General features: G+C 37.4%; 21 protein-coding genes. 1 reads left to right on the top strand and 20 read right to left on the bottom strand.

The genetic code is table 11. From position 1 onward, the window contains the following. Positions 1-456 precede the first annotated feature (456 nt). From FEZ13_RS12485 to FEZ13_RS12420, 14 genes are all read right to left on the bottom strand, one after another. Entirely contained in the window at positions 457-738 is a 282-nt protein-coding gene (locus FEZ13_RS12485; protein WP_146552977.1) for a hypothetical protein, read from the bottom strand. Between the two features lie 12 nt (positions 739-750). Next, positions 751-1650 (bottom strand): anti sigma factor C-terminal domain-containing protein, encoded by a 900-nt coding sequence (locus FEZ13_RS12480; RefSeq protein ID WP_146552976.1) that lies wholly within the window; start codon positions 1648-1650, stop codon positions 751-753. 203 nt (positions 1651-1853) lie between these two features. Continuing rightward, entirely contained in the window at positions 1854-2891 is a 1038-nt protein-coding gene (locus FEZ13_RS12475) for an L-threonylcarbamoyladenylate synthase (RefSeq protein ID WP_146552975.1), read from the bottom strand. A 114-nt stretch (positions 2892-3005) separates the two neighbouring features. Next, positions 3006-3626: a stage II sporulation protein R gene (locus FEZ13_RS12470; RefSeq protein ID WP_186725903.1), complete on the bottom strand. Its 621-nt coding sequence runs from the start codon at positions 3624-3626 to the stop codon at positions 3006-3008. Between the two features lie 45 nt (positions 3627-3671). Next, entirely contained in the window at positions 3672-4538 is an 867-nt protein-coding gene (gene prmC / locus FEZ13_RS12465; protein WP_146552973.1) for a peptide chain release factor N(5)-glutamine methyltransferase, read from the bottom strand. Continuing rightward, on the bottom strand, positions 4522-5601 hold the full coding sequence (gene prfA, locus FEZ13_RS12460) for a peptide chain release factor 1 (RefSeq protein ID WP_146550174.1): 1080 nt from the start codon (positions 5599-5601) through the stop codon (positions 4522-4524). Before prfA ends, prmC begins: the two co-directional genes overlap by 17 nt. 527 nt (positions 5602-6128) lie before the next feature. Then, the gene (locus FEZ13_RS12455) at positions 6129-6725 is read right to left on the bottom strand and encodes a thymidine kinase (RefSeq protein WP_146552972.1); all 597 of its coding nucleotides are present in this window, start codon (positions 6723-6725) and stop codon (positions 6129-6131) included. Between the two features lie 199 nt (positions 6726-6924). Beyond that, on the bottom strand, positions 6925-7125 hold the full coding sequence (gene rpmE / locus FEZ13_RS12450) for a 50S ribosomal protein L31 (protein WP_119414086.1): 201 nt from the start codon (positions 7123-7125) through the stop codon (positions 6925-6927). 196 nt (positions 7126-7321) lie between these two features. Further along, positions 7322-8605 carry a transcription termination factor Rho gene (rho, locus tag FEZ13_RS12445; protein WP_146550176.1) on the bottom strand — a complete coding sequence of 428 codons (1284 nt, stop codon included), beginning with the start codon at positions 8603-8605 and terminating at the stop codon, positions 7322-7324. A gap of 134 nt (positions 8606-8739) precedes the next feature. Beyond that, positions 8740-9708: a class II fructose-bisphosphatase gene (glpX, locus tag FEZ13_RS12440; RefSeq protein WP_146550177.1), complete on the bottom strand. Its 969-nt coding sequence runs from the start codon at positions 9706-9708 to the stop codon at positions 8740-8742. A gap of 93 nt (positions 9709-9801) precedes the next feature. Further along, the gene (locus tag FEZ13_RS12435) at positions 9802-11094 is read right to left on the bottom strand and encodes a UDP-N-acetylglucosamine 1-carboxyvinyltransferase (RefSeq protein ID WP_146550178.1); all 1293 of its coding nucleotides are present in this window, start codon (positions 11092-11094) and stop codon (positions 9802-9804) included. 15 nt (positions 11095-11109) lie between these two features. Next, complete coding sequence (gene fsa, locus FEZ13_RS12430) at positions 11110-11757, bottom strand: fructose-6-phosphate aldolase (protein ID WP_146550179.1); 648 nt, start codon at positions 11755-11757, stop codon at positions 11110-11112. A gap of 89 nt (positions 11758-11846) precedes the next feature. Continuing rightward, positions 11847-12701: a class II fructose-bisphosphate aldolase gene (locus FEZ13_RS12425; RefSeq protein WP_146550180.1), complete on the bottom strand. Its 855-nt coding sequence runs from the start codon at positions 12699-12701 to the stop codon at positions 11847-11849. Positions 12702-12795: 94 nt separating this feature from the next. Continuing rightward, positions 12796-13155: a response regulator gene (locus tag FEZ13_RS12420; RefSeq protein WP_255473156.1), complete on the bottom strand. Its 360-nt coding sequence runs from the start codon at positions 13153-13155 to the stop codon at positions 12796-12798. 158 nt (positions 13156-13313) lie between these two features. Here FEZ13_RS12420 and FEZ13_RS12415 point away from each other — a divergent pair, with 158 nt between their 5' ends. Continuing rightward, positions 13314-13832, top strand: coding sequence for a DUF2529 family protein (locus tag FEZ13_RS12415; protein WP_146552970.1), 519 nt, complete (start codon positions 13314-13316; stop codon positions 13830-13832). A gap of 679 nt (positions 13833-14511) precedes the next feature. Here FEZ13_RS12415 and FEZ13_RS12410 read toward each other — a convergent pair. The 6 genes from FEZ13_RS12410 to FEZ13_RS12390 all read right to left on the bottom strand — a co-directional run bounded on the left by FEZ13_RS12410 (position 14512) and on the right by FEZ13_RS12390 (position 23096). Then, complete coding sequence (locus tag FEZ13_RS12410; RefSeq protein ID WP_146552969.1) at positions 14512-16104, bottom strand: CTP synthase; 1593 nt, start codon at positions 16102-16104, stop codon at positions 14512-14514. Between the two features lie 170 nt (positions 16105-16274). Continuing rightward, a complete protein-coding gene (gene rpoE / locus FEZ13_RS12405; RefSeq protein ID WP_146552968.1) occupies positions 16275-16844 on the bottom strand; it encodes a DNA-directed RNA polymerase subunit delta in 570 nt (189 codons plus the stop codon). Between the two features lie 378 nt (positions 16845-17222). Next, complete coding sequence (locus tag FEZ13_RS19600; protein ID WP_186725921.1) at positions 17223-17381, bottom strand: hypothetical protein; 159 nt, start codon at positions 17379-17381, stop codon at positions 17223-17225. 435 nt (positions 17382-17816) lie between these two features. Then, positions 17817-21074: a fused isobutyryl-CoA mutase/GTPase IcmF gene (icmF, locus tag FEZ13_RS12400; protein WP_146552967.1), complete on the bottom strand. Its 3258-nt coding sequence runs from the start codon at positions 21072-21074 to the stop codon at positions 17817-17819. Positions 21075-21329: 255 nt separating this feature from the next. Further along, complete coding sequence (locus FEZ13_RS12395) at positions 21330-21881, bottom strand: TetR/AcrR family transcriptional regulator (RefSeq protein ID WP_255473154.1); 552 nt, start codon at positions 21879-21881, stop codon at positions 21330-21332. Between the two features lie 78 nt (positions 21882-21959). Next, positions 21960-23096 carry an acyl-CoA dehydrogenase gene (locus FEZ13_RS12390; protein WP_146552965.1) on the bottom strand — a complete coding sequence of 379 codons (1137 nt, stop codon included), beginning with the start codon at positions 23094-23096 and terminating at the stop codon, positions 21960-21962. Positions 23097-23138: the final 42 nt, after the last annotated feature.

Here is a 23138-nt window from a genome sequence, read left to right as displayed (position 1 = left end):
GTTTGTTTGATTATTTCTTTATTGCTACTAATATTAATATATATTTGCACGCGTGTTGATTTTACAAAAATTAGGTTGTCTGTGACGTAATTTTTGAGAAAATCTGTATTTTTCGGACCATTTATATAGATCTTCGCTGCGGCTTGCTCTTTCCTTTTGTGTAGCACATATTCGAAAAAAACAATCCAATGTCCTGCGGAAAGAGCGAATAAAGTCTTTGAGAGAGCGAATAAATCTTTTGAAAGAGCAAATAAAATCCCTGAGAGAGCAAATAAATTGTCTCAAAGGGCGAATAAATCTTCAGAGAGCGAATAAAGTCTTTAAAAGAGCGAATAAAATCTCTGAGAGAGCAAATAAATTGTCTCAAAGGGCGAATAAATACTTTATGGAGAAAATTGGATAATCAACGTGCCTGATATATTTGTTGAGGTTATTAAAACCTAACGAGTTTTTTATTTAAGGATGATAGTTTATACTGAGTTCCATTACGACCACTAGACCTAAAAATACAAACGTAAAGATGGATAGTCCTAAGCTATATAAACCATATTTTCTACTTTCTTTATTAAATAAAGCAATTATAGATAATATAACTGTTAGTAACGGCAAAGGATACGCTATTGTAAGCATGGAGTTGGTGAACAAACTAAAATTAAGAAAAGCTAAACTTATCAAACTCAATAATACAGATACTAAACCTATTGAATAATAGATAGTAATTGATTTTTCAGAAGTCATTTTTATTCCCTCCTAATGCATGATTGGTGTAATTATTTTGACACCGGATATTTTTTTGCCTTTTATCATCTCTTCAAGATCTTTTACTTTAATGGATAGTGTCGCACCATAAAGTTTCAAACCATTATCTTTGATGTAGTTTATTCTTTCTTTTATTTTTAAAGTTATTGGCCAAGTTAACTCATCAATCATACTAGAATTAGAAGAAATGAATGCTAATTGTTCATAAAATAATTGAGCCGGTACAGAGTCCTCTGTAAAATCAGAATTTTCGGGAGCTCTATTGTCAGTTGGAAAACCAATTAGAGTTGTTCCTCGTGTACTATCATTTAAAGCTTGTTTCTCTTTTCCTGTTTCGACCGCATTCCAAATAGATTTCGCTTTATATTCTTCCAAGAATTTTGACATTTGATCATATTGGATACTATTTTTAAAAACGACAAAGGCATTTACAGTACTGTCTTTATCCAATTCGTTTATAGAATCTTCTAAATCCTTATTTATAATTGTTTGTGGAAAAGTTTCAGATGACTCGTTAGGAATATTCAAATGCTTCTTTTGAGAAATTACTTTTCCAAATCTATAGGTCACTTCATGTGATCCAATATTATATTCTGTCGAGTTGTACGATTGTATGATTGGTGCATCGATAGTCAAACCAAAAAAAGGAGAAATTGAACTTCCAACTTTTTTGTCATTAATCGCCATGGCAGGATCCGTTAATGAATATAAAGTTTCAAGTGCCAGTATTTGCTTATTGGCTCTATCTCCAATTGCATAATAGGTTAAGGATAATAAGTACATGACCGGACCAATCAATAAAAGAATCGACAATATACTAATAGTCGTATTCCATTTTGCTTTACTCTTAGCTTTTAATAAAATGTCTGTATGATTCAATAATTCTTTCACCTTGCATCACCTTCCCATTTCTTGCCCAATGTGAAATCATTTGCATTAAAGGTAATTATAACACATGTAAAAAAATAGTAGCACAAACATTGGGTTTGTACTACTAACATTAGTATGTTTTTAAGATAGCATTCGAATTTGAATCAAGCTCACAAAATAGCCTTTCAATAAAAGCAATCCTATTTAATTTGTTTAAATCTTTTTTACTTTTGAAAGTCTTTCGCATACCATTTTCCACCTGCGGATTTTTCAAGGCGGTTCATAATAGCTGCGCCGACTCCCTGTGTTGTGGTAACTGTTGCTAAAACGATATCTGCGGTCGTTAAATCACACGCACGTAACGCATGAAAAAGATTGGCTGCCATATCGTCCTGACTTTCCCCCAACGTAAAGAACCAATCCGGCGCTAATTGTTCAAACCTTTGCGGCGCTAATAATGCCACCTTATGACCATCTTGATGTAATTCTTGAAGAGCCTCTGCAACTTGCTGTTCATCTTTTTCTATCAAGAAAACAGGTGCGTTTGGTGCATAATGCGTATACTTCATACCTGGCGCACGCGGAGCACCTTCTTTTTGTTCCATATGTGTTGGTTGTTTGACAGGTCCGATTATTTTTTCAAGCATTTCTTTTGTAATAGCACCTGGTCGTAAAATAACAGGAGTTTCTAATGTTAGATCAATGACCGTAGATTCCACTCCAACGCCCGTAGCTCCACCATCTAAAATCATCGGGATTTTTCCTGCTAAATCTTGTTCAACATGAATGCCCTCCGTAGGACTTGGCTTTCCACTACGATTGGCGCTTGGAGCAGCAACTGGCTTCCCTAATTTTTGCAGTAATTTTAATGCAACAGGATGACTAGGCATACGGATTCCAACAGTATCAAGCCCGGCGGTCACACTTTTTGCAAGTACATTGGGTTTTACCTTGAAAATTATTGTTAAGGGCCCCGGCCAAAATGCATCCATACATTTTCTTGCTTTATCTGAAATATCAATTACATATTTTCCAAGTTCATCGACAGTACCAATATGTACGATTAATGGATTATCAGACGGTCTCCCTTTTGCTATATAGATTTTTTTGACGGCCGTGTCATTTGTTGCTACTGCTCCAAGACCATAAACCGTTTCTGTTGGAAATGCTACTAATTCTCCCGCATTTAACAAATCCACAGCTTGTGAATAACTTTTTTCGGAATCCACATGATTATCCACAATTAGACGTTGTGTTTCCATATCGTTTCCCCCCATTATAGAAGAGTTTTCAGAAAGTTATGCACAATTTGTTGATAACATTGCTTGAATTGTGGACAATTTACCAAATATTGTGGGTAACTCTAATCTTTATCTTTAATCTTTAAATAAGTCTTTCAACCATTCAATGATAAAAAATTTTGGCTTTTCCTCTGCCTTTTCTTCTTTCTTCTCTTCTTTCTTTTCTTCTTCATCATGATAACAAACTTTAGGAAATAAACCACACCACCAATTATCTCCTTTGCCTGCACCAATCTTCACAATGATTGCTTGATACTTATCTTGAGCATACAATTTTTCCTCATCACGTTTTGGTGGAAATAATGCAGCTCCAGTTGTGATTTGAATGTTTTCATTTTCCATTTTGGTCGCTAATTTATTTTTAATTTCCTTTTCAATTGCTGATAGATTCAGATCTGTCGATGAATTTTGTACTGCATGATCTAAGATGGGTTTAATTTCTTTGACTAGCTGATGTTTATACTGTTGGTCTTCTGCAGAATTGCTATTCGCAATAATACGAAATCTTGGTTGTTCTAATTCCACACTATATTGCTCTGTTAAAAATCCCTGAATCACAATAAGGATTAACTGTATCAATAAAAGCGCTGTGATAAATCGCAAAAAAATCGTTGCTTGTGATGGTCGTTTTGGTTGTTTAATAGTTTCATATGTCCATGTTTGTGGTTGTTTTATCATATAGTAATCTTCTATCATCTTATATCCCCTCCATGACTCTATCATGGACAACGAGATTACTAATTATTCACCTAGTTCACAAAAAACCATGCGATTTTTTCTATTTATATCTTGCAGTATATCAACTTTTGCTTGTGGAAAACTTTCTTTCAATAAATTCGCCACAGCTGGTCCTTGCGTATAGCCAATTTCAACCCCTATAAAACTAGGCTTCGCCATCAAGTTTGGTAGATTTTTTGCCAGTCTTTTATAAAATGCTAGTCCTTCGTCATCTGCAAAAAGGGCAGTATGTGGTTCATGATCCAATACAACTTCAGACATTTCTTTTGCTTCGTCGTATGCAATATATGGTGGATTGGATAATATAACTTGCCATTTTTGTTGCTCGATCGGTGCTGTCAAATCGCCCTCTTCAAAATGGATTTTGGCATTTAACAGTTCTGCATTCTTTTTAGCTACCTTTAAAGCATCCTCTGAGATATCTGTTGCTGTTACAAGTAAAGATGGGATTTCTTTTTTCATCGTAATAGCAATGGCACCACTACCAGTTCCTATATCAGCTAGTTGAATGACTGGCTGCTCTCCAAAAATACGTTTGATGCGTTTAGTTGCTTCTAAGACCAGTTCTTCTGTTTCTGGTCTTGGGATGAGAACAGATTCATCGACCCTAAAAGTCCGTCCGTAAAACTCTTCTTCCCCAAGAATATATTGAATGGGCATTCCCTTTGCATGGGATTCAACCATTTTCCAGAAAACTTGACAATCAGCTTCCGCGATCTCGTCTTGCAGACTAACTAATAAGTCTGTGTATGATTTTTTTAATATATGTTGTAAAAGAAGTCTTGCGGCAATTTCTTCTCGACCATTATCTCGTAAAAAAGAAGAAGCCCTATTCAGGACCTCATAAATAAACTTAAATTGCTGTGTCATTCAGTGCATCCAATTTTTTGGCTTGTTCTTCTAAAATCAATGCATCAATGATTTCATCTAATTTACCTTCGATAATTTGGTCGAGTTTTTGAATGGTTAAACCAATACGGTGATCTGTTACACGGTTTTGAGGATAGTTGTAGGTGCGGATACGTTCCGAACGATCCCCTGTACCAACAGCTGATTTACGCTCTGCATCAATTTCACTTTGTGCATCTTGTTGCAGCTTATCATATACACGTGCACGAAGTACTTTTATCGCTTTTTCGCGGTTTTTCAGTTGAGAACGCTCATCCTGCATAGCAACAACGATACCTGTTGGAATATGTGTCATACGAACAGCAGATGCGGTTTTATTGACATGTTGGCCACCTGCACCTGATGAGTGGTAAATATCTACTCGGATGTCCTTTTCTTGAAGATCCAATTCTACTTCTTCCGCCTCTGGCATAACTACAACAGTAGCTGTAGATGTATGGACACGACCTTGTGATTCTGTTTCTGGTACACGTTGTACCCGATGTGCACCACTTTCATATTTGAATTTAGAATAGGCGCCCTGACCATTGATCATAAAGATGATTTCTTTGTATCCACCAAGTTCTGTTGGATTCGCATTCATGATGTCGATTTTCCAACCTTGTGCTTCAGCATATTTGCTATACATGCGGAACAGTGTGTTTGCAAATAACGCTGCTTCATCTCCACCAGCAGCACCACGGATTTCCATAATGACGTTTTTGTTATCATTCGGATCTTTTGGAATCAATAAAATACGAAGACGTTCTTCATAATTTTCGATTTGTTTTTCTAAAGTATTAACTTCTTCTTTTACCATTTCTTTCATTTCTGTATCCAATTTATCTTCTAACATTTCTTTAGCTTCTGCTAACTGTTCTTTTGCAGATTTATATTCGCGATAAACATCTACCGTTTCTTGAATATCAGACTGTTCTTTTGAATATTTTGCTAATTTTTTTGAATCAGATACCACATCTGGATCGCTTAGAAGTTCATTTAGCCTTTCATAACGATCTTCAACAGCTTGTAGGCGATCAAACATTTTTTTCACCTGAACCTTTCTATAAACATTGATTATTTTATTAGTCGAATCAATTTCATCTATTTAATTGACTCAATCGCATAAACGATACACTTTTTAATGGATTGGATTCATATAGCTAGTACATATAGTCCATTAGTTCGTACTCACTGTATGATAACGAGCTGTTTCCAATTATACGCTCCTTAAATAGTATAATGAAAAAAAGTCGCTATCGCTACTTTTTTAGGAAATAAGCATTGAACTACCTAAACAAAAATGAATTTTAAAGCTTTGCTTTCCTCGCAAAAAAATCTGCTTTTATCTAGAAATTAGAACAAGCAGATTTTTACTCAATAGATTTCGTATTGTTTTGTAGAATAACTCTTAGACAATCGCTGTCTTATTCATTTTCTATTACATTAAAGGTCTGTAGAATTTCACTTCAAGACTCAAGTGACAAGTAGACGATTACTCTCTACCTGTAAAAACCTCATTGATCCAGCTAACACATAATAGAAAAAACCCTCATTGCATGATGGTTCACTCTACTTTTCCATATGCACTTTTCCTGTTGGTACGATATGGTGATGGCGGCAGCGAGGCTCATAGGCTTCTGCAGCACCAACCAAGATAACAGGATCATCAGCGTTGGCAGGTTGTCCGTTGATCAATCTTTGCGTTCTGCTAGCGGGTGCACCACAGACACTACACACAGCTTGTAACTTAGTTACTTGTTCGGCAATTGCCATTAATTTAGGCATTGGACCAAATGGAATACCCTTAAAATCTTGATCGAGTCCGGCTAGTATGACGCGATACCCATGATTTGCTAAGCTTTGAGCTGTATCGATAATATCTTCATCAAAAAATTGTGCCTCATCAATAGCAATCACATCAAAATCATCCGTAATATAATTCCACGTTTCGCCTGATTTTTCAATAGGGTGTGCAATGATTGTGGCGCCATTATGACTGACAACTGCTTCTTCGCTATAACGATTATCAATTTTGGGTTTAAATACAGCGATCTTTTGTTTAGCAAATTGAGCTCTTCGTACACGTCGGATCAATTCTTCCGATTTTCCTGAAAACATACTTCCACAAATTACTTCGATCCAACCATTTTGAGTCATTGTGTACATCAACTAGACTCCTTTCAACTATACATCTATCATTAAAAAAATATTGTTCCATGGTTTTCTATATAATTCATCATATATTCATTGCATAAATTTTAATATAAGCAACTGCTTTATACTACACAAAAATACTGATTGAAGCAAGAAGAAAAAATACCTGCCTCGCAATGAAATGCTAGGCAGGTATTTAAAATTAACATTACTATTTAAGACCGTATTTTTTGTTGAAACGATCTACACGTCCATCAGCAGACGCGAATTTTTGACGTCCAGTATAGAATGGATGACATTCACTGCAAAATTCAACAGTGATATTTTCTTTTACTGAACCTGTTTTAAATGAATTACCACAAGAGCAAGTTACTGTTGCTTCTTTATATTCTGGGTGAATTCCTGGTTTCATGTTTGGTATCTCCTCTCGCCCTGAACCATCCGGAACAGAGTATTATAAGAACTGTTGCCTTACACGACCCCCAATTAATCTGTCGCATATGCAACGCATATGAAATGCATTATCCGTAGTATAACAAGAAATCAAAAAAAGTGCAATATAAAGTTCGGAACCAACACGCAGTAAACAGCGGTTCCATCCATATAAACTATATCAGACCTTTACCATTTCGTGCTGCTTTCATATCGGTATTCAATGTTTCAAAAAATTCTTCATTTGTCTTTGTATTACGCAATTTTTTTAAGAAACGTTCTGCGAAGTCTGGAGAATCTGAAAATGTCTTTCGAATTGCCCACAATTTATCAAGTTGATCTTTTGGAATCAACAATTCCTCTTTTCGTGTGCCTGATCGTCTAATATCAATGGCTGGGAAAATACGTCGTTCTGCTAGACTTCTATCTAAATGTAACTCTAAATTACCTGTACCTTTAAATTCTTCATAAATCACTTCATCCATACGTGAGCCTGTATCAATAAGGGCTGTTGCTAGAATAGTTAGACTTCCGCCTTCTTCAATATTACGGGCAGCACCAAAGAATCGTTTGGGTCTATGGAACGCCGCTGGATCAATCCCACCTGATAATGTACGACCACTTGGCGGAATGACTAGATTGTATGCACGTGCAAGTCTTGTAATAGAATCCATTAAAATAATAACATCTCTTTTATGTTCTACAAGACGCATTGCTCTTTCTAAAACAAGTTCTGCTACTTTTACATGATTTTCAGGTACTTCATCAAATGTTGAACTCACTACATCCGCTTTAACAGAACGTTCAATGTCTGTCACTTCTTCAGGTCGTTCATCGATTAATAAAACAATTAACTCTGCTTCTGGATATTTTTCTGTAATTGCATTGGCAATTTCCTTCAATAATAACGTTTTCCCCGCTTTTGGAGGAGCAACAATTAAACCGCGTTGTCCAAATCCAACTGGTGCAACTAAATCCATAATACGTGTGGATAGTTTAGTAGGAGTTGTTTCCAATTTGATTTGTCGATCTGGGTATAGTGGCGTAAGTGCTGGGAAATGCACGCGTTCTTTTGCTACCTCAGGATCTTCCCCATTCACGGCTTCAACATGTAAAAGCCCATAGTATCGCTCGTTTTCTTTAGGTGGGCGCACTTTGCCCGTTACCTTGTCACCATTTCGAAGACTAAAACGGCGAATTTGTGATGCCGAAATATAAATATCTTCTGAACTTGGAGAGTAGTTAATAGGTCGTAGGAAGCCGAAACCCTCTTGTTGGATAATTTCTAATACGCCTTCCATGAAGAAATAGCCTTCACTTTCGGCACGTGATTTTAATATCGCAAAAATTAATTCTTTTTTTGTTAACTTTCCATAGTATGAAATCTTGTATTCACGTGCAAGCGCATACAAGTCCTTTAATTTCATATCTTCTAGTTGGGAAATAGTCTTTGTCGTCATAGGCGTAACACCACTCTTTATATAATATTATTAAGAAAAAAATCAAATGATGATATGTGAGTTTTGCGAATTTTTGAATGGAATATGCATTAAGAAGAGGCCCGGCATATGCCGGGCAAGTAAAGATTGGAAGTTTAGTCTTGTATATATAGTTTTGGTTTTTTCGTCAAACTATGTCTGCCCTCGATAAAACGAACAGTTCCTGATTTTGCACGCATTACGACAGATTCTGTTGTACAAAAACTACCTTTAAATTGTACACCTTTTAACAATTCTCCATCTGTTACTCCAGTAGCTGCAAAGATGGCATCATCGCCTTTAACTAAATCATCCATTTTTAAAACTTTATTTACTTCGATGCCCATCTTGTGGCAACGTTCTATTTCTTCATCATTTGAAGGAACCAGTCTACCTTGGAATTCTCCTCCAAGACATTTTAATGCAACAGCTGCAATTACACCTTCTGGGGCACCACCTGTACCCAACAGAATATCCACACCTGTTTCATCAAATGCCGTATTGATAGCTGCTGCTACATCACCATCAGAGATAAATTTAATACGTGCGCCAGCTGCACGAATTTGATCAACGATTGGTTGATGACGTTCACGGTTCAATAACGTAGCCACGACATCTTCAATATTTTTGTTTTTTGCTTTTGCTACTGCACGTAAGTTGTCAATAACGGGTGCATCAATATCGATTTTACCTGCTGCTTCTGGGCCAACTGCGATTTTTTCCATATACATATCAGGTGCATGGAGTAAGTTACCACGATCAGCAATGGCTAATACAGTTAAAGCATTGCCACTTCCTGCCGCTACGATGTTCGTACCTTCTAGTGGATCTACTGCGATATCAACTTGAGGACCTTCTGGATCAGATCCAAGTTTTTCGCCAATGTAAAGCATAGGAGCTTCATCCATTTCTCCCTCACCAATTACAACCACTGCGTTCATTGGAATTGAATCAAATACTTCACGCATTGCTGTAGTTGCGGCGTCATCTGCTTCCATTTTGAGTCCACGGCCCATCCATCTTGCTGAGGCGATTGCTGCCGCTTCTGTTACACGAACTACTTCCATTGATAAACTGCGTTTCATTTTTTATTGTTCCTCCCGTTTTCCTGCCTTATGACCGGAATCGTTTCACACTAAAACCATTATAGCATACCGAACATTATCTGCGGATTTTTTTCAGTTTAATCTATTCGTCACACTGCTTTTGCGGTTGGGTTCAATCGTTTCTCTACGGATATCTGCACCTAATGCTTGTAATTTATCAACTATATTGCTGTAGCCACGCTCAATGTGATAGATATCATGGATTTCTGTTTCACCTTTTGCGAGTAATCCCGCGATAATTAACGCAGCTCCTGCACGTAAATCTGTCGCAGTTACTGTTGCAGCCTCTAACTTGGTTGGACCTGTTATAATAGCGGAACGTCCTTCTACTTTAGCATTTGCATTCATTCTGCTGATTTCATCAATATGCTTGAATCGCGCAGAATAGATAGTATCTGTAACAATAGAAGAACCATTTGCTTGTGTTAAGAGAACCGTAAAGGGTTGTTGTAAATCTGTTGGAAATCCAGGATAAACAAGTGTCTTAATATCGACTGATTTTAAAGCTTCCGTTTTGGGAATGATGATACGTTCTTCTTCTTCAATAATCTTTACGCCCATTTCACGTAATTTAGCTGTCACTGCCTCTAAATGTAGCGGAATGACATTATCGATGATGACACCATCCCCTACTGCGGCAGCCAAAATCATATATGTTCCGGCTTCTATGCGATCCGGTATAATTGTATGATTTGTACCATGTAATTCTTCGACGCCTTCGATTCGAATAACATTTGTACCTGCACCTTTTATCTTTGCACCCATATTCGTTAATAAAGTGGCAACATCAATAATTTCTGGCTCTTTGGCAGCATTTTCAATAACGGTTTTCCCCTTAGCCAGTACAGCCGCAAGCATAATATTAATCGTTGCTCCTACGCTGCTCACATCTAAATAAATCTTCGCGCCATGCAATTCTTCAGCACGCAAATAGATGGCACCATGCTCATTTGTTACCTGTGCACCTAATGCTTCAAATCCCTTAATATGTTGGTCGATGGGGCGAGGTCCTAAATGACATCCTCCTGGCAAACCAATTACCGCTTTTTTGAAACGTCCTAACATGGCACCCATTAAATAATAGGAGGCACGTAATTTTTTTACATTGCCATTTGGTAAGGGCATATCTATCATTAGACGAGGATCTACTACCATATGCCCATCTTTAAATTCAACTTTTCCACCAATTTCCTCAAGCAAGGCCTTTAATGTCCAAACATCTAAGATTTCTGGTAATCCTTCAATCGTTACAGGAGAATTAGCCAAAATAGATGCCGGGATTAAAGCAACCGCACTATTTTTAGCACCGCTTACTTTAATGGTACCTTTTAGATGTTTTTCTCCTGCAATTTTATATACGTCCATGTAAATCTCCTTATATTATTTATCTTTATTTGCCCAATCTTTCATGAAGCCTTCAATTCCTTTGGCAGTCAAAGGATGATTAAATAATTGTTTTAAGACTTTAAATGGTGTAGTAGCAATATGCGCGCCTGCAAGGGCTGCATCTGTGATATGTTGTGGATGACGAATGGAAGCTGCAATAATTTGAGTTGGAATTTCATGAATAGCGAAAATTTCAGCGATTTCACGTACTAATTCTGTACCATCTTGACCAATATCATCTAAGCGACCTAAGAATGGAGAAACATAAGTTGCGCCAGCACGTGCTGCCAATAATGCTTGATTTGCACTAAAGATTAATGTGACATTGGTTTGGATGCCCTCCTTTGAAAGAGCAGAACATGCTGTCAATCCATCTGGTGTCATTGGTAGTTTAACCGTAATATTAGGAGCGATTTTAGCTAATTCATGACCTTCTTTGATCATACCTTCAGCATCTAATGAAATAACTTCTCCGCTTACTGAACCATCAACTAATTCAGCGATTTCTTTTAGACGATCATGAAATGAAACGTTTTTTTCTTTCGCTACTAATGATGGGTTGGTCGTAACACCAGAGATAATTCCCCAAGAATAGGCTTCTTTAATTTCTTCAAAATTGGCTGTATCAATAAAAAATTTCAATTTATATTCCTCCTGAATGATGGAAAAATGGAGAAGATTCGATTTTCCATCGACGTCTTCTCCCAATTCTCTCTACTAAAAATATATGCTTAAGCTTTTTGAGAGCTACCGAATTCGCGTATTTTGCCAATGACCGTTGCTTTAATCGCTTCACGTGCTGGTCCCAAGAATTTACGTGGATCATAAACCTTTTTATCCTTGTCCAAAATTTCGCGAATCACTTTTGTAGCAGCGATTTGGTTTTCTGTATTCACATTGATCTTCGCAGTTCCTAAGGAGATAGCATGTTGAATATCTTTTGTAGGAATACCTGTACCACCGTGTAATACTAGTGGAAGACCCGCTAATTTTGATATTTCTTCCATTTCTTTAAAACCAAGATTTGGTTCGCCTTGGTAAGGGCCATGAACTGAGCCAAGTGCTGGTGCTAAACAATCAATAGAAGTCGCTTCAACCAACTTACGACATTCCTCTGGATCCGCATACATGATTCCACCGATCACGCCGTCTTCATTGCCACCAACTGTTCCTAATTCTGCTTCAACAGAAACACCATGTGCATGTGCGTATTCTACCACTTTTGAAGTGATTTCAACATTTTCTTCAAATGGGTAATGAGAAGCATCGATCATCACAGATGTAAAGCCTGCATCTACTGCTTCTTTACATTTATCAAAACTTGAACCATGATCTAAGTGAATTGCTACTGGAACAGTTGTTTTATAACTTTCCATAAGACCTTTAACCATATTAACAACAGCAACAAAGCCGCCCATGTATTTGCCTGCCCCTTCAGAAACGCCTAAAATGACAGGTGATTTTTCTTCCTCTGCTGCTTGTAGGATTGCTTGTGTCCATTCAAGGTTATTAATGTTGAATTGACCAACAGCATAACCATTTTCTTTTGCAGTAATTAACATTTCTTTCATTGTAACCAAAGCCATCAGTAAATCCTCCTTTAGGATGTAGCATGGTATAAATTTGAATAATGACACTATCATAATAACAAAAAGAATAAGCATTGACTACCGTCTATACTTATTCTTGTATTAATTTGTTGATCGTGTCCTTTACTTCAAAAATATCAAATGGCTTTGTAAAAAAGTGGTTCGCACCCAGCTCTTTTGCTTGATGGATCAAGTCTGTATCCCCATTTCCCGTCATCATAACAACTGGTAATTCTTTGAACAAACTTTTGATATGTTTTAAAATTTCTAGACCATTCATGCCAGGAATTTTCATATCAAGTAAAGCACAATCTATCACATTATTATCTACATATTGAACTGCTTCTATCCCATTAGAAGCTAAAAATGTCTCATAACCTTCGTTTTTGAAAATTTCATTCAGTAATAATCGAATTCCTTGTTGATCATCAACGATTAATATTTTTTTCACAGAACCACTACTCCTTATTTTAACATCCAATATATAGTATTCGTGCCTGTCCCTTTTATGTCCTGCATAAAATTGTAAAAAACAAATACTCATTTTTCAAGATGATTTTGCAATTAAAATCAGCCATCTTTATAATAAAAATCATGAGGTGAAATAAAATGTTAAAAATGCTATCGACGCAAATTGGTGGTTTGCTTGCTCAAATCGCTGCTAATCAAGAAGAAGCTATAGAAGAGTCCGCTCGCTTACTCGCTCAAGCTGGCGCCTTCGAAGGTACTGTTTACTTCGCTTGTTTTGATGAATTACAAGCAATCGAATTGAATGCGTTAAAAGCCACTGAACCATTCAAAAAATTGCGTCCTTGGACAAAACATGTGGAAATAACGGATATAGATCGTGTCTGTATTTTCACCCGTCATGCAAATCAGCCAGATGCATTGGCACTGGCTCATCAATTGTATGATGCTTTTATCCCATTTGCAGTTGTTGCAAATGACAAAGAAGAAGATGCAGGTGAAATGGCTGACTTGGCATACACCTATATTTCAATAGGTATAAAAAAAGGATTGTTACCCAATGAATTAGGCGAGCGAATTGTTTTACCACATACGCTGGCGGCATTATTTATCTATGAAGCCATTAAATTATCTTACGATGAAATACTAGCAGGAGTGTAAATTTGCTTTTACTCTAAGAACCTTTATATTTTTTTAGATGCTTAGAAACTGAAATTTTCACTTAATAACACACCTTTTTTGATTAATAAAATATAATGTATTCGCTACGGCTTGCTCGCTTTCATGAGGGCGTGGCTTGAGCATCCTCCCTCACTGCGCTGTGGAGTCTCAACTATTCGCTTTTCCCGCGGGTTTATTTGCTCTTTTCGTGGGTTTATTCGCTCTTTCGAAAGGTTTATTCGCTCTTTCCGAGACTTTATTTGCCCCCTTGGAAGGTTGATTTGCTCTTTCCATGGGACGTCGGATTTGTCTTCATTTATCACCTATTTTTTCAATCAACATATGTCAAAACTCACCGCCTGTCGCTTCAGTTGATAAGGTGTTTTCTCCCCAACCGATTCACTCCTGTTGTTTCGTACTCATTACAAAAAATCTGCTCATATCTAACATGAGAATGAGCAGATTTTTTACTAACTTGTTTCCGTATTATTTTGTTAAAACTTCACTCAGTAGTGGTTTTCTTTATCCCACGGTAATTGAACCCATCAAGGTTTTCTTATACAGGCAGCTGTCCACACACTCATTCTCTATTTACTCCTTGAGTCTGGGTGTGAGGATCTCACCTCCCGTTAATACGAGATGAATTTTAGGAAAGCACCATCTACTTTCAAATCACTCTCTATTTAACCGCTGCTCCAATAAATTCTCGGAATAATGGTTGAGGACGGTTTGGACGAGATCTGAACTCTGGGTGGAATTGAGATGCCACAAAGAATTTCTTATCTGGTAATTCAATAATTTCAACTAAGCGTTCATCTGGTGAAGTACCAGAAAATACTAAGCCTGCTGCTTCCATAGCCTCACGATATTCGTTATTGAATTCATAACGATGGCGGTGGCGTTCATATACTAATTCATCATTATAAATTTGTGCCGCGCGAGATCCGTCTTTTAGTTTACATGGATACAAGCCAAGACGAAGCGTACCACCTAAATCTTCAATATCTATTTGTTCTGGTAGCAGATCAATGATTGGATATTTTGTATTTGGATTTAATTCTGTAGAATGCGCACCTTCAAGACCGAGTACATGACGGGCAAATTCAACTGTTGCAAGTTGCATACCTAAGCAAATACCTAAGAATGGTACATCATTTTCACGAGCATATTGTATAGCTAAAATTTTACCTTCTACACCACGATCACCAAATCCACCTGGTACAAGAATGCCATCTGCATCTTTTAGTAATTCCTTCACGTTTTCAGTTGTGACATTTTCTGCGTTGATAGCATTTACTTCAATATCCGTGTCAAATGCATAGCCTGCATGTTTAAGGGCTTCAACAACAGAGATATACGCATCTTGTAGTTCAACATATTTACCTACTAGTGCAATTTTTGTAGATTTTTTAAGATTCTTCACTTTATCTACAAGTACTTTCCAATCTGTCATATCTGCTTCTGGTGCATGAATACCGAAATGCTCAAGCACGATATCATCTAAATCCTGAGATTGTAGATTCAACGGAATTTCATACAAATGCTCTGCATCTACACATTCGATTACTTCGTGAGGTTTTACATCGCAAAATAGAGCTAATTTTTCTTTCATTTCTTGAGGTACTGGACGATCTGTACGAACAACAAGAATATTTGGTTGAATACCTAAAGAACGTAACTCTTTTACAGAGTGTTGAGTTGGCTTTGTTTTTAATTCACCAGCTGCCGCAATATATGGGATAAGCGTACAGTGTAAATATAATACATTGTCATTGCCAATATCGCGCTTCATTTGACGAATAGCTTCAAGGAATGGCAATGATTCGATATCGCCTACTGTTCCACCTACTTCAGTAATAACGATATCTGCATTTGTTTCACGACCGGCACGTTGAATACGGTCTTTGATTTCATCTGTGATATGCGGAATGACTTGAACCGTTCTACCATTGTAATCACCACGGCGTTCTTTTTTCAAAACAGTTGAGTAAACTTTACCAGAAGTAACAGTTGAATGTTTGCCTAAATTGATATCAATAAAACGTTCATAGTGACCTAAGTCTAAATCTGTTTCTGCCCCATCATCAGTTACGAATACTTCGCCATGTTGATATGGGCTCATTGTTCCGGGATCAATGTTGATATATGGATCAAATTTTTGAATTGTCACTTCTAAACCACGATTTTTTAATAATCTTCCTAATGATGCTGCTGTAATACCTTTTCCTAGTGATGATACTACACCGCCCGTTACAAAAATATATTTGGTCAATGCAAATTCCTCCTCTATAGTAAGTGTTTCGTATACACTTATAAAAAATACAAAAAACGCTCCTCCTGCAAATAATTGCAGAGGGAGCGTATTAATTATACGGTCATTCTCCTTTTTTGAGGAGCCCAAGTAAAAGGGTATACGAAATTACTTAAATTGTCAAGATGTTATTATTTCTCTTTGTCTTCTTCTAATTCGTCTTCTTCATCTAAGTCTTCTTCAATATCAAAATCTTCATCGTCGATTTCAATATCTTCATCTAGATCATTATCATCAATATCTTCAATGTCAGCTGAATCGAAGTCTTCTTCTTCATCATTTTCTTCATCGTCATCGTCATCATCAACAAATTCATCAAAATCTTCATCAAATATGATGTCATCATCATCTTCAGCGACAACATCTTCATCAACGATTGGCGCTTTTGCTTTCTTCTTGCGGACTTTAACAGTTGGTGCAGTTTCTTCTTCTACTTGTTCGATCGCGTACCATTCGCGAATACCCCAACGATTTTCCCCTAATACAAGGAAACGTCCATCAATGTTGATATCTGTATAAAATTGGATAGATGCTGCTTTCATTTCTTCTGAAGTGCGAGCACCTAAGTCAATGATTGCCTGAATTATTTCAGCAAATGACATTGGTTTGTGGTTTTCTTCTAAAATAGCGTATGCTAAGTTAATTAAGGATTCTTCTATTAATTGTTCTTGAGTTAAATCACGAGGATTCAATACGTGCACGTCCTTTCTTCATAAACATAATATCCATTATAAACAATTATACTTTATTTTTGCCACAATCAATTCTTCTTTTTTTCTATTCTTAAACGATAATACCCATAAATAAACAAGTATATAGCGAGTAGAAGGAATGATATAGCTCCTAATTGCTTATCATATATATAATAGGTCAGTACTAAGCACAATATAATAATCATGAAATGCATCACGATTTTCACTGTACTGTCACTTCCTTCAAAATAGTCTAGTCAGTGTTTCAAATCACTCACGCTCACTCCAGCTAACCAGCTGTCTGGATTTTTTCGAGCTTGCTTGAAAAATCCTTCTGATTCAGCGAACGTTTGTACCCCCATTGAATCAAGATAAAGTGAAACTCTATCAGTGGGGGTTTTCTTCATCCCCTACTAAAATAGAAGAACTCAGGTTAAAAGCGCCACGTCCTGCGGCAACACCTGAGTGACCAACATCTTGTTGGCCCGAACCAATCGGACTTTTACGGGCAGTTGATCCCCCATCTATCTCTTTCGTTTCTCTCAAAATCTTGAGATGGAGGTCTTACTGCCCGTTAAAGCGGGATAAATGCGAAAAAGAAGGCCTAATCAAACGACTAGACACTCCGTAATTATATCAAAAGTCATAAGTTCTTCTATCAAATTTACTCTGTTGAATAAGCATACTCCTCTATCGCTTATTCGTAAAGTAGGAGAACGATAAAAAATGATGGCACGATTACTTTGGAAGTGACGATTGTTATCTTGCTTTTTCTCGCATAAACAAGCAGTATGGTCACACCTAAAACACAAGGAAAAAAGAGGATCAGCTGGGATCCAATTGCCTGTAAAAGCCCCATCTATTCAACGAACACCCAGTGAAGGATGAAGAGCCATCACTGGGTGAATTTTCACTTTTCTTAGACTTTGACTTTTTGATGGAACATACCTGTATTGTGACCACAAATGAAGAAATGGATGCTTACATATTCCTTCTATATTTTCCCCCAACTTCATAAAGCGCATTGGTAATTTGACCTAAGCTTGCTACTTTGACAGTTTCCATTAGTTCTTTAAAGATATTGCCACCATGTTTGGCTACTTCTTTTAGTTTTTGTAATGCTATTACTGCTTCTTCTGCATGTTGTTGCTGGAAGTTTCGCAAATTTTGGATTTGTGCTTCTTTCTCCTCTTTCGTTGCACGTGCAATCTCCATACTATTGACCGCTTCCTCTGATGGCGGATTAGGATTTAAATACATATTGACCCCTACTATTGGAAGTTTACCTGAATGTTTTAGGGATTCATAGTACATGGATTCCTCTTGGATTTTTCCTCTTTGATATTGAGTTTCCATTGCTCCCAGCACACCACCACGATCATTTATCCGATCAAACTCTGCAAGTACTGCTTCTTCCACAAGTTCTGTTAGCTCTTCGATAATAAAAGAGCCCTGCAATGGATTTTCATTTTTGGTCAACCCATGTTCTTTTGTAATAATCATTTGGATAGCCATCGCACGTCGAACAGATTCTTCTGTTGGTGTCGTAATGGCCTCATCATAGGCATTCGTATGCAAAGAGTTACAGTTATCATGCAAGGCCATCAGTGCTTGCAATGTTGTACGAATATCATTGAAGTCAATTTCTTGTGCATGCAGGCTTCTGCCAGATGTTTGGATGTGGTATTTTAATTTTTGACTGCGTTCATTTGCGCCATATAGATCACGCATTGCCACTGCCCAAATGCGCCGTGCAACACGTCCCAGAACACTATACTCCGGATCAAGACCATTTGAGAAAAAGAACGAAAGATTTGGGGCAAAATCATCTATATGCATGCCACGACTCAAATAATATTCTACATACGTAAAACCATTTGCTAACGTGAAAGCAAGTTGTGAAATCGGATTTGCTCCCGCTTCAGCAATATGATAACCAGATATCGATACCGAATAATAGTTACGTACTTTCTTATCAATAAAATATTGTTGAATATCCCCCATCATACGAAGTGCAAATTCGGTTGAAAAGATGCAAGTATTTTGCCCTTGGTCTTCTTTTAGAATATCTGCTTGCACTGTACCACGAACAATATTTAATGTTTTGGCTCTAGTTTCTGTAAACTCTTCCACCGTTAAAGTCCTGCCCAGTTCTTTTTCACGTTTTTGCACTTGTTGATCAATTGCCGTATTCATAAACATAGCTAAAATAATAGGCGCTGGTCCGTTGATCGTCATTGAAACGGATGTTGATGGTGCACACAAGTCAAATCCAGCATACAATTTTTTCATGTCTTCTAATGTGCAAATGTTTACACCTGATTCACCCACTTTACCGTAAATATCTGGACGTTCATCTGGATCTTCTCCATATAATGTTACAGAATCAAATGCTGTTGATAGACGCTTCGCATCATCATTTTTGGATAAGTAGTGAAAACGATGATTCGTACGTTCTGGTGTCCCTTCTCCAGCAAATTGCCGTTTGGGATCTTCTCTCTGTCTTTTAAATGGAAAAACGCCTGCCGTATAAGGGAACGAGCCTGGAACATTTTCTGCATAAACCCAGTGAAGAATCTCCCCATAGTCTACAAATTTTGGTAAAACAACTTTTGGAATTTTAAGACCTGATAAACTTGTAGTTGTTAAAATTGTACGAATTTCTTTATCACGGATCTTTGTTACAAGTTCATCGCCTTGATAATTTTCTTTTAATGTTTGCCAGTTATTAAGGATTTGTTTTGATTCTGTTGATAGTTGATTCTTCACACCATCTAGTAACTGTTGTAATGATGGGACAAACGTAGTATCAAGTGATTCTTCCTGCATTAATTTTAACGTACCTTCTAATTGGAACAACTTTCTTGCTACCTCTGCTTGCTGCACCGATTTTTTATGATAAGTCCTTACAGCATCAGAGATTTCCCGTAAATAATAACGGCGATCATTGGGAATAATGACATTTTGTTTTTGCGTTTTGACAAATTGCTCATAGGAAGTATCCCAATTATATCCATACTTTTGATTGATAATTTGGATTAATGCTGCAAATAAAGAATTGGTACCTTTATCATTAAACTGACTTGCAATGGTACCAAAGACAGGCACCTCATCCACATTTTGATCCCATAATTCATGGCTACGTTGATATTGTTTTTGCACATGTCGAAGTGCATCTTCTGAGCCTTTTCTTTCGAATTTATTGATAACGATTAGATCTGCAAAGTCGATCATATCGATTTTTTCAAGTTGTGTAGGAGCGCCAAACTCGCTAGTCATCACATACATAGATAGATCAGACACCTCCGTAATGGCAGCATCCCCTTGACCTATACCACTTGTTTCAACAACGATCAAATCGAATCCTGCGACTTTCACAATGTCTAAAACATCGCTAAGCGCGGCAGATAATTCTGTATGTGAATTGCGTGTTGCCAAACTTCTCATGTAAACACGATTATTGAAAATCGCATTCATGCGTATCCTATCCCCAAGTAAAGCGCCACCTGTTTTTTGCTTAGTTGGATCAATGGAGATCATTGCAATTTTCTTATCTGGGAATTCATGAAGAAAGCGCCGAATAAGTTCGTCCGTCAATGAGCTTTTCCCTGCTCCACCTGTACCGGTAATTCCTAAAACAGGTGTCTTTTTAGACAATCCTCTTGCTGCGTCTAGCAACTCTTCCACTTTTGGATATTTTCCTTCCTCAACTGCTGTGATGAGCTGTGCTAGTATTTCAGGCTTTTCAGTTGTCAGCTGATGAATTTTATCGATCAGATCTCCTTGTATCGTTGAGAAATCACTTTTTTCAATCATTTTATTGATCATACCTTGTAATCCAAGGGCAAGACCATCCTCGGGCGAGAATAGATTTTTTACACCATAATCCTGAAGCTCTTTAATTTCCTTCGGTAAAATAACCCCTCCGCCACCGCCAAATATCCCAATATGAGGTGCACCCTTTTCCTTTAGAAGATCATGCATATATTTAAAATACTCCATATGACCCCCTTGGTAGGATGATACCGCAATTCCTTGTACATCCTCTTGAATCGCAGCATTGACGACTTCCTCCACAGAACGGTTATGACCAAGATGTATGACTTCTACTCCACTCGCTTGTAGGATACGACGCATAATATTAACAGATACATCATGACCGTCAAATAGACTTGACGCTGTTATAAACCTTACATGGTGTTGTGGCCTATACTTTTGCATTTCTAACTTTGTTGTCATTGAAAAATTCCCCCTTTTTGCATCAGAACATTTCCCCCAGATAGAAAATGCAAGGAAAGAAACGGCAATTACTACTGTCCGTATTTTTCTTCCTTGCATCCCTAAAAACTTTATCCCGCGTTAACAAGCAGTAAGTCCCCTACTTTTAGACTCAAGCAAAAGCAGAAGATCCACGAAAACACCGCTTTATATGCCAATTCGTTCAACTCTAACTCTCAGTGAGGGGTGAAAAAACCTACTAAGTTGAAGCTTCACTTATACTTGAATACCATTTAGTAATATCTTTGTTTGCATCTTGATATAGTCTTCTATGTTTAAATTCTTCCGCCATGCCCAACGGCGAAATGCCCACGCTTGACCTTGAAGAACAATTTGGTGAGCCAGAAGATTGAGCTCTGCTATAGACATTTGGAGTTCCCCTTTTTTCTCGCAGCCTATTAGCAAAGCCTTAAAAAGCCCAACCATCTCCATTTCTTTCGACAATACATATTCGAGAGCATCTTTTGGCAGAGATTTCGATTCTTGATACATGACAAGCATTTCATCTTGCATGTCATCTACAAGATGATAATATTGATAGATTGCAGATACTAACCCCTTAATAGTCGCTTCTTGCTGCTGCAAAGGTTCTAATCTTTTGAGAACCTCTAAATAGATGTTGTCGCAAACTAGATAGAGAATATCCTCTTTTGTTCGAATATATTCATATAATGTACCAATACTAAAACCCGCTGCTTTCGCAATTTCTCGTGTTGTTGTTCGATGGAAACCTTTTTCTTTAAAGAGACGGATTGCCGCTTGGATCATTTCTTTTCGTCTTTTGTCGATGAGATTTTCATCTTTAATGGAGGTGTGAACTAGCCTTTTATTTTCTTTTGCCATCTATTATTTTAAAAGCATCCGAGAGATTACGAGACGTTGAATTTCTTGTGTCCCCTCGTATATTTGAGTAATTTTAGCATCACGCATAAAGCGCTCTACTGGATATTCCTTTGTATAACCATAACCTCCAAAGACTTGAACTGCCTCAGTCGTTACTTTCATCGCCGTATCACCAGCCATTAGCTTTGCCATAGCTGATTGTTTACCATATGGTAAATTATTTGATTCTAACCAAGCTGCTTGATAAGTTAATAATCTGGAAGCTTCCGTAGCAGTTGCCATATCTGCTAATTTAAATGAAATGCCTTGATTAGCAGATATCGGTTTACCAAATTGAACACGCTCTTTTGAATAATCTACAGCTGCATCTAATGCCCCTTGTGCAATACCGACTGCTTGAGCGGCAATCCCATTACGGCCACCATCTAGTGTTTTCATCGCGATTTTGAAGCCTTCACCCTCTGCACCAAGCAAGTTTTCTTTAGGTACACGACAGTTATCAAAAATAATTTCTGTTGTGGGTGATGAACGAATGCCCATTTTCTTTTCTTTTTTCCCTACTGAGAACCCTTCAAAATCAGCTTCTACGATAAAGGCAGATGTGCCCTTTTTAGCTTCTGGATCAGTTACAGCAAAAACTACATAAATATCTGCGACACCACCGTTTGTAATAAAGATTTTAGAACCATTTAAAATGTAGTGATCGCCATCAAGTTTCGCTGTTGTTTTCATACCGCCAGCATCAGAGCCTGAACCTGGCTCTGTTAACCCATAAGCCCCGATTCTTTTGCCCTCAGCCATTGGGCGTAGATATTTTTGTTTTTGTTCTTCGGTACCAAATTTATATAAAGGCCAGCCTGCAAGCGAAGTATGTGCTGAAAGTGTTACAGCTGTGGATGCGCAAACACGTGACAATTCTTCAACAGCAATCACATAGGCTAAATAATCGGAGCCAATGCCGCCGTATTCTTCTGGCCAAGGTATACCTGTTAAACCTAGCTCAGCCATTTGATCAAAAATTGCACGATCGAATTTTTCGTTGTCATCACGTTCTGCTGCAGTAGGAGCAACCTCATTTACCGCGAAATCTCTTACCATTTTTCGAATCATTTCGTGTTCTTCAGATAGTTTAAAGTTCATATCAATTATCCCCTTTGTGTTTTATTTTTATAAAAAAGCCCT

This window comes from Rummeliibacillus sp. SL167, from assembly GCF_007896505.1.
GTDB lineage: Bacteria > Bacillota > Bacilli > Bacillales_A > Planococcaceae > Rummeliibacillus > Rummeliibacillus suwonensis.
This window is presented reverse-complemented; position numbering and strand designations above follow the sequence as displayed.

What these genes read in the sequence shown, in the direction of transcription:
- icmF (WP_146552967.1), bottom strand. Translation starts at nt 21,074, where the DNA reads ATGACAACAAAGTTAGAAATGCAAAAGTATAGGCCACAACACCATGTA.
- FEZ13_RS12455 (WP_146552972.1), bottom strand. Translation starts at nt 6,725, where the DNA reads ATGTACACAATGACTCAAAATGGTTGGATCGAAGTAATTTGTGGAAGT.
- FEZ13_RS12435 (WP_146550178.1), bottom strand. Translation starts at nt 11,094, where the DNA reads ATGGACGTATATAAAATTGCAGGAGAAAAACATCTAAAAGGTACCATT.
- FEZ13_RS12390 (WP_146552965.1), bottom strand. Translation starts at nt 23,096, where the DNA reads ATGAACTTTAAACTATCTGAAGAACACGAAATGATTCGAAAAATGGTA.
- rpmE (WP_119414086.1), bottom strand. Translation starts at nt 7,125, where the DNA reads ATGAAACCAGGAATTCACCCAGAATATAAAGAAGCAACAGTAACTTGC.
- FEZ13_RS12395 (WP_255473154.1), bottom strand. Translation starts at nt 21,881, where the DNA reads ATGATCCAAGCGGCAATCCGTCTCTTTAAAGAAAAAGGTTTCCATCGA.
- FEZ13_RS12470 (WP_186725903.1), bottom strand. Translation starts at nt 3,626, where the DNA reads ATGATAGAAGATTACTATATGATAAAACAACCACAAACATGGACATAT.
- FEZ13_RS12485 (WP_146552977.1), bottom strand. Translation starts at nt 738, where the DNA reads ATGACTTCTGAAAAATCAATTACTATCTATTATTCAATAGGTTTAGTA.
- FEZ13_RS12475 (WP_146552975.1), bottom strand. Translation starts at nt 2,891, where the DNA reads ATGGAAACACAACGTCTAATTGTGGATAATCATGTGGATTCCGAAAAA.
- FEZ13_RS12425 (WP_146550180.1), bottom strand. Translation starts at nt 12,701, where the DNA reads ATGGCTTTGGTTACAATGAAAGAAATGTTAATTACTGCAAAAGAAAAT.
- glpX (WP_146550177.1), bottom strand. Translation starts at nt 9,708, where the DNA reads ATGAAACGCAGTTTATCAATGGAAGTAGTTCGTGTAACAGAAGCGGCA.
- FEZ13_RS12415 (WP_146552970.1), top strand. Translation starts at nt 13,314, where the DNA reads ATGTTAAAAATGCTATCGACGCAAATTGGTGGTTTGCTTGCTCAAATC.
- prmC (WP_146552973.1), bottom strand. Translation starts at nt 4,538, where the DNA reads ATGACACAGCAATTTAAGTTTATTTATGAGGTCCTGAATAGGGCTTCT.
- prfA (WP_146550174.1), bottom strand. Translation starts at nt 5,601, where the DNA reads ATGTTTGATCGCCTACAAGCTGTTGAAGATCGTTATGAAAGGCTAAAT.
- rho (WP_146550176.1), bottom strand. Translation starts at nt 8,605, where the DNA reads ATGACGACAAAGACTATTTCCCAACTAGAAGATATGAAATTAAAGGAC.